Origin of the sequence: Cupriavidus sp. KK10, assembly GCF_018223725.1 — a bacterium.
Lineage (GTDB): Bacteria > Pseudomonadota > Gammaproteobacteria > Burkholderiales > Burkholderiaceae > Cupriavidus > Cupriavidus necator.
The window spans coordinates 1287304-1302720 of record NZ_CP073677.1 but is presented as its reverse complement, the minus strand read 5'-3'; the positions used below and the strand labels follow the sequence as shown (position 1 = coordinate 1302720).

At 66.5% G+C, this 15417-nt stretch carries 9 protein-coding genes and 1 tRNA gene; 1 reads left to right on the top strand and 9 read right to left on the bottom strand.

Annotated elements, in window-relative coordinates; all coding sequences use genetic code 11:
- Positions 1-68: 68 nt before the first annotated feature.
- Positions 69-3572, bottom strand: coding sequence for a pyruvate carboxylase (locus KB879_RS06450; RefSeq protein WP_153954361.1), 3504 nt, complete (start codon positions 3570-3572; stop codon positions 69-71).
- A 200-nt stretch (positions 3573-3772) separates the two neighbouring features.
- Between KB879_RS06450 and KB879_RS06445 the strand changes: the two genes are divergently transcribed.
- Complete coding sequence (locus KB879_RS06445; RefSeq protein ID WP_013956238.1) at positions 3773-3952, top strand: hypothetical protein; 180 nt, start codon at positions 3773-3775, stop codon at positions 3950-3952.
- A gap of 247 nt (positions 3953-4199) precedes the next feature.
- On the opposite strand, the gene KB879_RS06440 is transcribed toward KB879_RS06445, so the two are convergent.
- From KB879_RS06440 to cysS, 8 genes are all read right to left on the bottom strand, one after another.
- Positions 4200-4883, bottom strand: coding sequence for a hypothetical protein (locus tag KB879_RS06440; protein WP_153954362.1), 684 nt, complete (start codon positions 4881-4883; stop codon positions 4200-4202).
- A gap of 71 nt (positions 4884-4954) precedes the next feature.
- The gene (locus KB879_RS06435; protein WP_153954363.1) at positions 4955-8362 is read right to left on the bottom strand and encodes an EAL domain-containing protein; all 3408 of its coding nucleotides are present in this window, start codon (positions 8360-8362) and stop codon (positions 4955-4957) included.
- Between the two features lie 477 nt (positions 8363-8839).
- Positions 8840-8933 (bottom strand) — tRNA-Ser (locus KB879_RS06430).
- Between the two features lie 129 nt (positions 8934-9062).
- Entirely contained in the window at positions 9063-10313 is a 1251-nt protein-coding gene (locus KB879_RS06425; protein WP_010808959.1) for an aspartate kinase, read from the bottom strand.
- A 123-nt stretch (positions 10314-10436) separates the two neighbouring features.
- The gene (gene tilS / locus KB879_RS06420) at positions 10437-11888 is read right to left on the bottom strand and encodes a tRNA lysidine(34) synthetase TilS (RefSeq protein ID WP_228772438.1); all 1452 of its coding nucleotides are present in this window, start codon (positions 11886-11888) and stop codon (positions 10437-10439) included.
- The gene (locus KB879_RS06415; protein WP_010808961.1) at positions 11854-12825 is read right to left on the bottom strand and encodes an acetyl-CoA carboxylase carboxyltransferase subunit alpha; all 972 of its coding nucleotides are present in this window, start codon (positions 12823-12825) and stop codon (positions 11854-11856) included. Before KB879_RS06415 ends, tilS begins: the two co-directional genes overlap by 35 nt.
- A 115-nt stretch (positions 12826-12940) precedes the next feature.
- On the bottom strand, positions 12941-13780 hold the full coding sequence (locus tag KB879_RS06410; protein ID WP_013956234.1) for a DNA-3-methyladenine glycosylase: 840 nt from the start codon (positions 13778-13780) through the stop codon (positions 12941-12943).
- Entirely contained in the window at positions 13777-15165 is a 1389-nt protein-coding gene (cysS, locus tag KB879_RS06405; RefSeq protein WP_013956233.1) for a cysteine--tRNA ligase, read from the bottom strand. The genes KB879_RS06410 and cysS overlap by 4 nt, the downstream gene beginning before the upstream one ends.
- Positions 15166-15417 lie beyond the last annotated feature (252 nt).

Below are 15417 nucleotides of genomic sequence, written 5' to 3'. Positions count from 1 at the left end.
CGGCGTGGTGGAAGTGGCGGACGGTTCGCCGCGGGATGCGAATCGGAGCCTGCGCCTGCCAGCCAGCGTCAATTCTTCAGTTCAATCAGCAGATCCTTCGCCGCCACGCGATCGCCCTGCTGAACATGGACTGCGGCGATTTCGCAGTCCCGCTCCGCCGCGATATGGGTCTCCATCTTCATCGCCTCCAGCGCCAACAGCGTCGTGCCCGCGGCCACGCGCTGCCCTGGCTGCACCGCCACCGTCACGATCGAGCCAGGCATGGGCGCAGCGACGTGCAGCGGGTTGTCGGGCTCGGCAACCGGACGGCTGTGGCGCTTCGCCGCCGCTTGCGTGGTGCTGCGCTGCTCGACCAGCGTGGTGCGCGACTGCCCGTTCAGCTCGAACTGGACCTTGATGACACCCTCTTCGGCATCGGGGTGCGTGCCTTGCAGCGAGACCAGCAGGGTCTTGCCGGCGGCGATGTCGATGGCCACTTCTTCCTGCGGCTGCAAGCCGTACAGGTATGCCGGCGTGGGTACCACCGAGGTGTCGCTGTAGTTGCGCACATGCGCGTGGTACTCGCCGGCCTGCTTCGGGTACATCAGGTACGAAGCCAGCTGGCGGTCGTCGAGCGGCTGTTCGCACGCTGCTTCACCCGCGACGCGCGCCGCGTCGAGGTCAACCGGCGGGATTTGGTCGCCGGGCCGGTACGGCACGGGCGGCTCGCCGCGCAGCACCTTGCGCGACAGTGCCGCGGGGAAGCCGTCGGGCGGAAAGCCCAGTTCGCCCTTGAACAGCGACACCACCGATTCAGGGAAGGCGGTTTCCTTGGCCGGATCGCACACGTCGGCGGCGCTCAGGTCGTTGGCCACCATCATCAATGCCAGGTCGCCGACCACCTTGGATGTCGGCGTCACCTTGACGATGTCGCCGAACATCTGGTTGACCTCGGCATAGGCACGCGACACCTCGGTCCAGCGATGCTCGATGCCGAGCGAGCGCGCCTGCTCGCGCAGGTTGGTGTACTGGCCGCCGGGCATCTCGTGGCGGTACACGTCGGCGGTGCCGGCGCGGATTTCGGATTCGAACGGCGCGTAGAAGCGGCGCACCCCTTCCCAGTACATCGACGCTTCGTGCAGGCGCTCCAGGCTGAGGCCGGGATCGCGCTCGCTGCCGGCCAGGGCCGCGGCGATGCTCGACAGGTTGGGTTGCGAGGTCAGCCCGCTCATGGCGTCGAGCGCGCCGTCGACCGCATCGCAGCCGGCCTCGATCGCGGCCAGCGCCGAAGCGGCCGAGATGCCGCTGGTGTCGTGGGTATGGAAATGCACCGGCAGCCCGGTCTCTTCCTTGAGCGCCCTGACCAGTGCCGCCGCGGCCTGCGGACGGCAGATGCCTGCCATGTCCTTGATGCCCAGCACATGCACGCCGGCCTGCTTCAGCTCGCGCGCGATGCCGACGTAGTACTTCAGGTCGTATTTGGCGCGCGACTTGTCGAACAGGTCGCCGGTATAGCAGATCGCGCCTTCGCACAGCGCGCCGCTCTCGCCGACGGCGTCGATCGCGACCCGCATGTTGCGCACCCAGTTCAGTGAATCGAACACGCGGAACACATCCACGCCGGCGCTGGCCGCCTGGCGCACGAAGAAGCGCACCACGTTGTCGGCATAATTGGTGTAGCCGACCGCGTTGGAGCCGCGCAGCAGCATCTGGAACAGCACGTTGGGCACGCGCTCGCGCAGTTGCTCAAGGCGCTGCCACGGGTCTTCCTTGAGGAAGCGCAGCGCCACGTCGAAGGTGGCGCCACCCCAGCACTCCAGCGAAAACAGCTGCGACAGTTCGCGCGCATAGAACGGCGCGATCGGCAGCATGTCGGCGGTGCGCATGCGCGTGGCGAACAGCGACTGGTGCGCGTCGCGCATGGTGGTGTCAGTCAGCAGCACCTGCTTCTGCTCCAGCATCCAGCGCGAGAACTTCTCCGCGCCCAGCTCGCGCAGCCGGTCGCGCGTACCGTAGGGCAGCGCACCGCTGGTGTCGAAGGCGGGCAGGACCGGTGTGGGCAGCGGCAGCGATGGCAGCGTGCGGCCGCTCATCTCCGGGTGCCCGTTGACGCTGACCTCGCCCAGGTAACGCAGCAGCTTGGTGGCGCGGTCCAGGCGCTTGGTGAAGGCCAGCAGTTCCGGCGTCAGGTCGATAAAGCGCGTGGTGACATCGCCGGACCGGAACGCGGGATGGTTGATGACGTTCTCGAGGAACTGCAGGTTGGACGCGACGCCGCGAATGCGGAACTCGCGCAGCGCACGGTCCATGCGCCGGATCGATTCGGGCGCGGTCGGCGCCCAGGTGGTGACCTTGACCAGCAGCGAATCGTAGTACGGCGTGATCACCGCGCCGCCGTAGGCAGTGCCGGCGTCCAGGCGCACGCCGAAGCCGGCCGCGCTGCGGTAGGCGGTGAGGCGGCCATAGTCCGGCAGGAAGCCGTTCTCCGGGTCCTCGGTGGTGATCCGGCATTGCAGCGCGTGACCGTTGAGCGAAATCGCTTCCTGCACCGGCACGCCCGCGGCGCGCACGACGATCTCGCCGTTTTCATTGCGCGTGTTCTCGGTCATGCCGATATGGCCGCCCTCCGTCACGCGGATCTGCGCCTTGACGATATCGATCCCAGTGACCATCTCCGTGACCGTGTGTTCGACCTGGATGCGCGGATTGACCTCGATGAAGTAGAACTGGCCGGAATCGGCATCCATCAGGAATTCGACCGTACCGGCATGGGTGTAGCCGACCGCGCGCATCAGCCGCAGGGCCGATTCGCACAGCGCGGCCCGGCCGGCATCGTCGAGATACGGCGCGGGCGCCCGCTCCACCACCTTCTGGTTGCGCCGCTGCACGGTACAGTCGCGCTCATAGAGATGCACGAGGTTGCCGTGCGTGTCGCCGAGCACCTGCACTTCGACATGGCGCGCGTTGCGCACCAGCTTTTCGACATAGACCTCGTCATTGCCGAACGCAGCCAGCGCCTCGCGCCGCGCCGCGGCGAGCGCCCCCTCAAGGTCCTGCTCGCTTTCCAGGACCCGCATGCCGCGTCCGCCGCCGCCCCAGCTTGCCTTGAGCATCAGCGGATAGCCGACGCCGGCGGCCAGGCGCTTGCACGTATCCAGGTCATGCGGCAGCGGATCAGTTGCCGGCATTACCGGCACGCCCGCCTCGATCGCCGCGTTGCGCGCCGCCACCTTGTTGCCAAGCTTGCGCATGACCTCGGGCGACGGGCCGATCCAGCGGATTCCCGCGTCGATCACGGCCTGCGCGAAGTCCGGGTTTTCCGAGAGGAAGCCATAGCCCGGATGAATGGCGTCGACCTTTGCCTGCCTGGCAATGCGCAGGATATCGTCGATGTCGAGGTAAGCCGCCAGCGGCTTCTTGCCTTCGCCGACCAGGTAGCTCTCATCGGACTTGAAGCGATGGAGCGCGAGGCGGTCTTCCTTCGAATAGATCGCCACCGTGCGCACATTCATCTCGGCGGCGGCGCGCATCACGCGGATCGCGATCTCGGAACGGTTGGCAATCAGCAGGGAACGGATAGGAGCGTAGTCCATGGGGCGCAGGGAAACGAACCAGCCGTGCGCAACCGCCACGGCAGGGTCAGGTGATCAGGGATGCAGCACGGGCGCAAGGCTTGCCCGGGCCGCTAGTCGTAATGGGCAAATGGGGCGTGCGAGTCCATCCAGTCATAGTGCGCCGATGCAGCGGCCCATGCCCAGTTGGCTCGCTTTGGCGACGGCTGGTCCCGATCGCCATGCTCGCTTCGATTCTGGCCGGCAAGCGGCTGATCGCCATCTCCGGCAAGCTCGCGGCTGTGCCCGCGGGCTCCGTTTCTTCCGTAGTACATCGTGGTGCCTTCCTCTTCAAGACCAGGTTCGCCTGCCCGCGACGCAGCGCGATGGCCAGGGCGACGGCAGGTTTGCAGGCGCGATGAAATACGCGCCCATCCCGGCCTGCTGCCGCAAGAAGCGGGCCACGGCCGATTCAGGCCCCATCCCTTTGATTTAGTGGAGGATTTTCTTCCGAGGCCAGCCTATCGGATTTCAGAAATGAAATTTTTCATTTCATCGATGCCGCGGCCAATGCGCGATGCAGCACCTATGCCGCGCGGCAACCGATAGTGCCAGCGTGGGCAACGTGGCCAGGTCGACGACACCCGCCCGGCCACGAATGCCAGGCCTTCAGCAGGCCGCGGGCTGGGGCGAAGCCAGTGCGCAGTATGCGGGGGCGCCGGCCTTGGCCATGCGGGCGCAGTACGCGGGATCGTCCGCCCTGGCCATGCGGGCGCAGTACGCCGGCTCCTCCGCCTTCGCCATGCGTGCGCAGTACGCCGGTTCTTCCGCCTTGGCCATCCGTGCACAGTACGCGGGCTCCTCCGCCTTCGCCATGCGCGCGCAGTACGCGGGTTCTTCCGCCTTCGCCATGCGCGCACAGTACGCGGCCTCGTCAGCTGCTGCCCGGGCACAATATGCGGCAGACGTCAGCGGGCTGCCGAATTCGCGCATGCTCAGCGCATCGCTCGCCGCGGCCATTTGCAGGAGGCGGGCCTCATCCTCCGGGCCATCGATGCCAACGTAAGGGTCGTGGTGAAGGACATAGCCGAAGATGCGCTCGCAATCGCTGGCATAGCGCCTGGTGTCCAGGATGTGGGCATGCCAGAAGGCATCCACCTGCTCGCTGGGGACGGCGGGCGTGTCCGGATGCTTCGCCGCCAGCTTGAGGAATTGCCGGTAGCCGCTCTCCGCCTGCTCCAGCGATTCTGGCGACCAGTGCGCATACTTCTGGTGCAGCAGCTTGGCCTTCATCCTGGAAAAGTCCAGGGCGTCGATGGCCTGCCACATGATTTCAATAGTACGGACCTGCATGATTCATGCTCCCATTTTTATTTGACTGCCTTTTATTGGACTTGCATAAGCGCGCGCCGGATTGCCGGCAGTCAGGCGCGCAGCGGTTGCGGCCCGTGCTCGATAGCGGGGCCGTTCTCCATGCGGCTGGCGAGGAAGGCAGTGATCTTCGCCGGCGGCAGCGGATGGCTGAAGTAGTAGCCCTGCACCTCGTCGCAGCCTTCGCGGCGCAGGAATTCGAGTTGCACCTCGTTCTCCACGCCTTCGGCGACCACTTCCAGGCCGAGCCGGTGGCCGAGCCCGATCACCGCGCTGGTAATCTGCGTGTCGCTGCGGCTTTCCGGTACGTAGCGGACGAAGCTACGGTCGATCTTGACCGTATCGATCGGGAAGCGGCTCAGGTAGGCAAGTGAGGAATAGCCGGTGCCGAAGTCGTCGATCGCCAATCGAACGCCGGTGCGCTTCAGGCGCGAGAGCCAGCTGGAAGCCTGTTCGGCATCGCGCATGATCATGCTTTCGGTGAGTTCCAGCTCCAGCAGGTTGCCAGGCAAGGCCGCTTGCCGCAGGGCATCGATAATGGTCAGCCTGAGCGACTTGTCGGCAAACTGCCGTGCCGAAAGATTGACTGAAACACGCACCGGCGGCAGCCCCTGCGCGCGCCATGCGGCATTCTGCCGGCACGCTTCGCGCAGCGCCCAGGCGCCGATCTCGACAATGGCGCCGCTCTGCTCCGCGAAGGGAATGAAATCTCCGGGCATGACCAGGCCCAGTTCCGGGTGGCGCCAGCGGATCAGTGCCTCGACCGCCGTGCACGCTCCCGACGCGAGCGCAATGCGCGGCTGGTAGTAGAGGATGAATTCGTTCTGCTCGAGCGCGCGGTGCAGGTGCGTCTCCATGTCGATGCGCCGCTGCAGGGACGCGCTCATGCCCCGGCAGTAGAACTGGTAGCCGTTCTTGCCGAGCTGCTTGGCACCGTACATGGCCAGGTCGGCATGCTTGAGCAGGGTCTGCCAGTCGCTGCCGTCCTCGGGGAAGGAGCTGATGCCGATGCTTGCCGTCATGCGCAGCTCCGACTCGTTGACGACGAAGCCTGGCGCGAGCGCAGCCTGGATCCTGGCGATGGTCCGCTCCAGGAGCGTCGAATCGCCCTTGGGGTCCAGCAGCACGACGAATTCATCGCCGCCGAAGCGGGTGATCAGCTCCACCTCCTCCAGACTCCCGCGCAACCGGTCGGCCATCTCGCGCAGCACGATGTCGCCGGCGTTGTGGCCGATCGTGTCGTTCACGACTTTGAACTCGTCCAGGTCCACGAAAATGACATGCAGCGCCTGGTCGCTCGCGCGGGCACGGGTCAGCGCCTGCTCGAACTCGGCCTTGAACATGAGGCGGTTGGGCAGGCCGGTGAGGGCATCGTGATTGGCGAGGAAGCGCAGGTTCTCCTCGGCCTGGCGCCGCAGCAGGAAGTGCCCGGTCTGATTGGCAATGCCGCCCGCCATCGCGAGCGCATGCGTATCGGGGCTGCGCTTGCTGCGGGAATAGAGTTCGACCACGCCGAGCGTCACGTGCCCCCTGCTCAGCGGGAAGGCGAACACCGTCCGGATGCCGCCCGCGTCGAGCCACCTGGCTTGCGAATGCCGGGCCATCGCGCTCCGGCTTGCATACCATTGCGGCGCCTGCAAGACCGCAGCGCCGGCCGGCCCTGCGGGGCGCTCGGCGAACCAGGGCTGCAGCACCTTGACGCGGGCCAGGTAGACCGGTGGCAGCTTCAGCCCCTGGCTGTCATCGCCCGGCCAGAAGGCACCCGCCTCCCAGTCCATGCCTTCGAGCAGCGTGTGGACAATCTCCTCCAGCACCTCGGTTTCGCTGGTGGCGGTGGCCAGGTGCAGGGCAATCTGGTGTTCCTGCATCCTGGCCTGCTCGGCGGACTTGCGCTGGCTGATGTCCTGCGCGGTGCCCCGCAGCACGGCGCTGTCCGCCGCCCCATGCGCGTGGCCGATCAGGTGCAGCCAGCCCCGCCGCCCGCGCCGCGAACGGTAGGGGCACTCGAACTCGAACGGCTGGCGATCCTGCAGGGCTACCCGCATCCTTTCCTGCAGCACGGCGCAATGGCCGGCGTCGATCGCCTGGAACAGCGCTTCCGGAGTCGGTTTGTCGCCGCGCAAGCCCAGCAGGCGCGCCATTTCCCGGGAAAAATGCGCGATGTCCTTGTCCAGGTCGATGCGCCAGTCGCCCAGGCGGGCAATCTGCTGCGCCTCGGCCAGCGCGGCCTGGCTGTCGCGCAGGCTGTGCGTCATCTGGTCGGCCACGGCCACGGCGCGCGCCCGCGAACTCGACAGCGCATAGGCCAGCCACCCCAGCAGCACGCTGATGATCAGGCCGGAAATCACCACCAGCGCCGGCAGGTAGCGCTGGGGACCACTGATGGCCTTGGCATCGGCAGCAAACGCGATTACCCAGCGCCGTCCGCCGAAATTCCGCACCACGCTCTTGACCAGATCATGCTGGGCCGGGGCCGCCTGGCCGTCCGCCAGTGCCGTCGCGCCACGCGCGGCACTGGCGTGGACTGCGCTGCCGCCAGCGCCCCGGCTGCGCTCCCCGACCGCCAGGCCGGTCAGGCTGTCATAGAGCAGGTTGGCGGCGGAGGACGGGACCGCCGCCTCCGCGAAGTCTCCGGCGTCATGCACGCGGAACCGGATCCGGCGCAGGTTCTCATTGCTGACCAGGTCCTTCAGCAGGTCACCCACCCGGATCCCCGCGCCAACCGAGCCGACATAGGCGCGTCGGCGCGCTTCCACGGAATCCAGGTCGGGCACCTTGCGGTACACCGGCAGGCGCAGGGCGATGCCCACATGCGGGTTCTTTGCCTCGCTGAAGATCAGGCGCCCGCTGCTGACTGACTCCCCGGTATCGCGCGCGCGTTCAAGCGCAGCCAGGCGCCGTGGCTCGGCGCCCATGTCGATGCCGATCGACGCCAGGTTGATGTCGAGCGGCTCGACATAGGTCAGCACGAAATGGCCCGGCCGCCGGCCGGGGGGCCGCACGTTAAACGTCACGCCCGCCTCGCGCAGGATCGGATCGCTGCGCTGCCGGGCGACAAAGGCGTCGATCTCGGCCGCCGGCACGTACGGCGCGTAGTTCAGCGTCTGGAAACCGGGATAGCGCTGCGGCAGGTTCAAGCCGCTGACGAAATCGCGAAACTCGCCGCGCGAGACATGGTCGCTGGCGCCGAACAGCGCCTGCATGGTCACGAGTACATCGGTATAGAGGCGGATCCGTGTATCGATCTGCTGGATCACATCGCCAGTATCGTTCTCAAATCGCAGGCGGACGTCCTTTTCCAGCAGGTCGGTGCAGAACGCATAGACGACAGCCGTCGTCATCACGCCAAGCAGCAAGGTGCCCGCGGTGATGGTGCGCGACCCAAGGCGTCCAAGCGGGCGCAGCGCGCGCGCAAGCGTCTGGCGCAAGATTGTTCCCCCCCGGATGTCGATGGCAGCCATGCGGCTGAGCGGCCGTCACCAACGACTGATGCTAATAGTGCACTTATTGGCTGGGGTTCTATTCGGAATCCAGCCTCTTATATGTATTAACAATCTATAACAAGCGGGGAAAAACGGGCCCTGATTATCGCCGCGTAAACACCCAACTTAAGTGGGGTGGCAGTTTAGGGGGACAGTGGCCTGGCTTGCTAGCCGCAAGCGCAAATAGTGACTCCGTTCGCGAGTTATCCAGGCACGCGCTGGCCGTGGGCTTCGAAATCAGATCAACGGCTTTAACGGGAGCATCTGCAGAAACTGGCGCTCTTTCGTCGCCAGATTGCGATATGGACTTCGAGGGTGGAATCGTTGGCGCCGCTCTACGCAACGGCACGAGCAGCAGCAGAGAAGTGGCGGGTGTCTGCTCGCACAGCAGGAATCCGGACCCGCAAAAAACAAAACCCCGGAAGACCGCGATCTTCCGGGGTTCGCCGCCATTTCTGGCGGAGACGGAGGGATTCGAACCCTCGATCCAGGTTTTGGCCCGGATGCTCCCTTAGCAGGGGAGTGCCTTCGACCTCTCGGCCACGTCTCCCAAACTTGCGTTGCGTGAGGGAGCCACACAACGAAGCGCGTATTCTAGCGGCGCCGCACGTGTTGGTCAACGAAAAATCGATCACTCAACACAAAAACCGCGGTCCCGCCAGAAGTGTTCACGAACGGATCACGCCTGTTCCAGTTCGAAGGCCTTGTGCAGCGCGCGCACGGCCAGTTCCATGTACTTCTCGTCGATCAGCACCGAGATCTTGATTTCCGAGGTGGAGATCATCTGGATGTTGATGCCCTCTTCCGACAGGGTGCGGAACATCTTGCTGGCGATGCCCACGTGCGAGCGCATGCCCACGCCCACCACCGATACCTTCGACACCTTCGGGTCGCCCGACACGCTGCCGGCGCCGATGTGCGACTTCACGCCGTCGTTCAGGATGGCCAGCGCGCGCTGGTACTCGCCGCGCGGCACGGTGAAGGTGAAGTCGGTCTTGCCGTCGACGGACTGGTTCTGGATGATCATGTCGACGTCGATGTTGGCGTCGGCGACCGGGCCCAGGATCTGGTAGGCGATGCCCGGCTTGTCCGGCACGCCCAGAACGGTGATCTTGGCTTCGTCACGGGCAAAGGCGATGCCGGAGATGACGGCTGCTTCCATGGTGGAGTCTTCCTCAAAAGTGATCAGCGTGCCCGAGTGCATTTCCTGCTCGAGCGGCATAAGCGGGTCGGTCAGCGACGACAGCACGCGGGTCTTCACGCGGTACTTGCCGGCGAACTCCACGGAGCGGATCTGCAGCACCTTGGAGCCGAGGCTGGCCATTTCCAGCATTTCTTCGAAGGTGATCTGGTCCAGGCGGCGGGCGTCTTCGACCACGCGCGGGTCGGTGGTGTACACGCCATCGACGTCGGTGTAGATCAGGCACTCGTCGGCCTCGATGGCGGCGGCGATGGCCACGGCCGATGTGTCCGAGCCGCCACGGCCCAGCGTGGTGATGTTGCCGTCGTCGTCGATGCCCTGGAAGCCGGTGATCACGACCACGCGGCCGGCGTCGAGGTCGGCCAGGATGCGCTCGTCGTCGATCGATTCGATACGGGCCTTGGTATAGGCCGAGTCGGTCTTCACCGGCACTTGCCAGCCGGTGTAGCTGACCGCGTCGATGTCTTCGCCGTGCAGCGCGATGGCCAGCAGTGCCACGCTGGCCTGCTCGCCAGTCGAGGCGAGCATGTCCAGTTCACGCGGATTGGGCTGCGGCGAAATTTCCTTGGCGAGTCCCAGCAGGCGATTGGTCTCGCCCGACATGGCCGAAGGCACCACGACTACGCGGTGACCGGCGCGGTGCCACTTGGCCACGCGCTTGGCGACATTCTTGATGCGTTCCGTGGAACCCATCGAAGTGCCGCCGTATTTGTGAACGATGAGAGCCATCTTCTTGTCGACGCCAGCGATTATGCAAAGCCCTTGAAAATACACGAACAAGCCCCGTGAGGCAAGGCGGGAGCGGGGTTCGGGCTGCAGATCGGAAGTGATGCCGGCGGCGATCCGGGAGCTTCAGTGCGTCGGCATCGCCACTGCCGGCGGCCGCGGATGCCATTCGACGCACCAGCGCGGCGCTGCCGGGGCGTCCGGCCAGCGGCGGTGCATGCCCAGGCCGGCGGCCAGCACCAGCGTATCGCCAGACCACAGCAACGGCAGCCAGGCGCGGCGCCAGGCCGGGATGCCGGCTTCCTGGCAGGCCTGCTTCAGGGCCCGGGCCGGGCCGCCCGGACGCAGCACGATACGCTCGCCGCCGCTGCGGGCGGCCAGGCGCAAGGGCTGGCGCAGCACCGCTTCGGGCACGCCGAAGGTGTCATCGCGGAAGAAATGGAGTTCGCCGCGCCAGGCTGACACGACGATGCGGGCCTCGCCGCGCCAGTCCAGCGTCACGGGTGCCGGCGCAGCGATCGGTGGCGGCGTGCAGGCCAGCACGCGGTCGCGGAAACGGCGCAGGACCAGCCCCTCATGCGCGATCGCGGGCTCGCCGCCAGCGTGGGTGACCAGTTGCTCGCGCATAGCCGCCAGCCGAGCGGTGGACGGCGCGCGCACGCCGAGGTCGCGCAGCCAGAAGCGCAGCACGGCATCGGCATGTGCCACGGGCAAGGCGCGCAGCCCTGCCAGGTCGAGTTCGGAAAGCGTGTCGGCATCGCGGCCGGGGCGCGCCAGCGCCGCCAGCGAGGCGGCTGCCAGTTCGTCGATCAGTGCGCCTGCCTGGGCGAAATGCGCGGCCGCCTGCACCACATTGGCCGACAACGCCGGAAAGGCCGCCACCAGCGCCGGCAGGTGCGCGCGCAAGGCATTGCGCGCATAGCGTTCATCGGCATTGGACGGGTCGTCGACCCACTGCAGTGCGTTGGCCGCGCAATAGGCCTCGATCTCGGCGCGGGCCACATCCAGCCAGGGGCGCAGCAGCATCACGCCGCTGCGCTCGTCCAGCGGGCGCAGCGCTGGCATGCCAGCCATGCCGGCCACTCCAGCGCCGCGGAACAGCCGCAGCAGCACGGTCTCGACCTGGTCGTCCTGGTGGTGGGCAAACAGCAGCAGGCGCGCGCCGCTGTCGGCGCACATCGCCGCCAGCGCGGCATAGCGCGCGCGGCGCGCAGCCGCTTCCACGCCCTCTCCCGCTTCGGGCTGCACCGATACCCGCCGCACGAAATAGCCGACCTGCCACTGCGCGCACAGCGCGGCGCAGAAGCGGTCCCAGTCGTCGGCATCCGCCTGCAGGCCGTGGTGGACATGCAGCGCCACCACGCGCGCGCCAACGCCCCACTCCGCCGCGGCCGCGCGGGCGGCATGCAGCAGCGCGACCGAATCGCGACCGCCCGACAGGGCCACGGCGATCGTCGCCGCGCCCGTGCCGCCGCCAGAAACAACAAAGGCCGCACCGGCCTGTAGGGCCTGTGCGACCTTGTCGGTCAGCCGGGCGGACGGTTCAGTCCTGGGTGCCGGTTTCCTTGAACTTGCCATAGGCGAGCAGGCGCTCGTAGCGGCGGGCCTGCAACTCCTTCACGCTCATGCCCTGGAACTGGCGCAACGACTCGGCCAGCGAGCGCTTGAGCATCGCCGCCATGCCCTTGTAGTCACGGTGCGCGCCGCCCAGCGGCTCGCTCACGATCTTGTCGATCAGGCCCAGCGCCTTCAGGCGGTGCGCGGTCAGGCCCAGCGCCTCGGCGGCTTCCGGCGCCTTCTCGGCCGTCTTCCACAGGATCGAGGCGCAGCCTTCGGGCGAAATCACCGCGTAGGTGGCGAACTGCAGCATCTGCACCACGTCGCCCACGGCAATCGCCAGCGCGCCGCCCGAACCGCCTTCACCGATGATGGTGGCGATCAGGGGCACCTTCAGGCCGGCCATCACGTACAGGTTGTGGCCGATAGCCTCTGACTGGCCTCGCTCTTCGGCATCGATGCCGGGGAATGCGCCCGGGGTGTCGACGAAGGTGAAGATCGGCAGGCCGAACTTGTCCGCCAGCTCCATCAGGCGCTTCGCCTTGCGGTAGCCCTCGGGCTTGGGCATGCCGAAATTGCGCATGGCGCGCTCTTTCGTGTCACGGCCCTTCTGGTGGCCGATGACCATGCACGCCTGGCCGTTGAAGCGCGCCAGGCCGCCGATGATCGAAAGATCGTCGGCAAAGGTGCGGTCGCCGTGCAGCTCGTGGAAATCGGTAAAGATCTCGCGCACGTAGTCCAGCGTATAGGGACGCTGGGGGTGGCGGGCAATTTGCGCAACCTGCCACGGGGTCAGGTTGGCGTAGATGTCTTTGGTCAGCTGCTGGCTCTTGCCGGCCAGCCGCGAAATCTCTTCGGAAATATCAACAGCCGAATCGTCCTGCACGAAGCGCAGTTCTTCGATCTTTGCCTCAAGTTCGGCAATGGGCTGCTCAAAATCCAGGAAGGTGGTTTTCATAAAATCACACGTACCTGTCTGTGAAGGGGCGCATTCTACCGGAATTTGGTCGCTATCTTAGCGCCTGCCAGATAGCCCGGACTGCACCTGCCACTAAATTTTCTTTCTGCGATGCCTAATACGTCACTGGCAACGGGTCGAGACTGCGCCACATATACCACGTCGCCACGGTTCGCCACGGCTCCCAGTTGGCCGCGACTTCGCGCGCCTCGCTGCGGGTGACGGGTTCGCCGCTGAAATAGTTGGCGGAGATTGCGTTGATCAGGCCGATATCGTCCAGCGGCAGCACGTTGGGCCGCATCAGGTTGAACATCAGGAACATCTCCGCGGTCCAGCGGCCGATGCCGCGGATCTGCGTCAACTCCGCGATCACGGCTTCGTCGTCCATCTGCGCCCATTCGGCGACATGCACCATGCCCGCCTTGAAGTGGTCGGCCAGGTCGATCAGGTATTCCCCCTTGCGCTTGGACAGGCCGCAGCCTGCCAGCTTCTCGGGACCGGCGCGCAGGAACTGGGCCGGGGTGAGCTTGGGGCAGAGCGTATGCAGCCGCTCCCACACCGACTGCGCCGCCTTGACCGAGATCTGCTGGCCCACCACCGCGCGCGCCAGCGTGACGAACGGATCGCCACGCGACACCAGGTGCGCCGGGCCGTAGGTCGGGATCATCTTGCGCAGTATGCGGTCACGCTTCATCAGGTCGGCGCAGGCTTCGTCCCAGTAGGCGGGGCGCACCGCATCGATGACGGTTTCGACCGGCAGCGGCACCGCATCCGCCTCGGGCAGCACGGCCTTGGCGTTGCGCGTGCCCCTGGCCGCGTCCTTGCCATCCGGCAGCGGCGCCTCGCTGGCGCCAGCCTTGCCCGGGCGCGGACCGGCCGCCTTCGCCCGGCCCCTCGTAGCGGGAGACGTGGCCGGCGGCGTGGCGGTGGCGGGCTTGCGCGCGGCAGCGTTCAAGCACGCCTCCACTCGGTGGCACCGCCCGGCTTGTCTTCCAGCACGATGCCCGCTTCCAGCAGTTGCGCGCGGATGCGGTCCGCTTCGGCAAAGTTGCGCTCCAGCTTGGCGGTCTTGCGCGCGGCGATCAAGGTCTCGATCTGTTCCGGCGAGATGCCGTCGTCGGACCTGCCGCCTTGCAGGAAGGTATGCGGATCGCGCTCGAGCAGGCCCAGCGTGCCCGCCAGCGCCTTGAGCTGGCGCGCAGCCGCGGTCGAGCCGGTGCGGTTGATCTCGCTGGCCAGGTCGAACAGCACCGACATCGCGATCGGCGTGTTGAAGTCGTCGCCCATGGCCTCGGCAAAGCGCCTGGCGTGCGGCTCGTCCCAGTCCACCGCGCAGCCGCCCGGCTGGCTGTCCTTGAGTGCCGTGTACAGGCGTGTCAGGGCGTGGCGCGCATCGTCCAGGTGCGCGTCGCTGTAGTTCAGTGGGCTGCGGTAGTGCGCGCGCAAGATAAAGAAGCGCACGACCTCAGCGTCGTACGACTTCAGGACCTCGCGGATGGTGAAGAAATTGCCAAGCGACTTGGACATTTTTTCGTCGTTGATGCGCACGAATCCGTTGTGCATCCACATATTGACGAAGGGCTTGCCGCTGGCGCCTTCAGACTGCGCAATCTCGTTCTCGTGGTGCGGGAACTGCAGGTCAGCCCCGCCGCCATGGATGTCGAAATGCTCGCCCAGCAGCGTGCAGCTCATGGCGGAGCATTCAATGTGCCAGCCCGGGCGGCCGGCGCCCCACTTCGAGTCCCACTTGCTCTCGGGCGGCTCGCTGGCCTTGGCGGACTTCCACAGCACGAAGTCGAGCGGGTCCTGCTTGGCGTCGTTGGCGCTGACACGCTCGCCGGCGCGCAGGTCTTCCAGCGACTTGCCCGAGAGCTTGCCGTAGCCGTCGAACTTGCGCACCGAATAGTTCACGTCGCCGTCGCTGGCCTGGTAGGCCAGGCCCCTGGCTTCCAGCTTGCCGATCATGTCGAGCATCTGCGGCACGTAGTCGGTGGCGCGCGGCTCGTGGTCAGGGCGGATCACGCCCAGCGCGGCGGCATCCTCATGCATGTACTGGATAAAGCGCGTGGTCAGCTCGCCGATGGTCTCGCCGTTCTCGGCCGCGCGGCGGATGATCTTGTCGTCGATGTCGGTGATGTTCTGCACATACGTCACCTCGTAGCCGGCGGCACGCAGCCAGCGGTGCACCATGTCGAACACCACCATCACGCGAGCGTGGCCAACGTGGCAATAGTCGTACACCGTCATGCCGCACACATACATGCGGACCTTGCCGGGTTCGATTGGCACGAATGGCTGTTTCTCACGCGCGAGCGTGTTGTAGATGTTCAGAAGCTGCATGAAACGAAGTGAGTGGTGAGAGGAGACTGCCGGGGTTCGCACAGCAGGCAGCGCGGGCCGTGGCGCCGGTTGCCCGGCGCCTGGCAGGCCGCCGGCGGCAACGCGGTCACTGGCGCATTTCCGTCGCGCCCCATATCTTACCGGAAGGCGGTGCGCAGGTTGCCTCCGGCACCGCGCAGCCAGGCCGCGCGAGATGCCGCGCCTGCCGCCCCGATGGCATCGCCCTTCGTGCCGGACTTGCCGCTTTGCTAG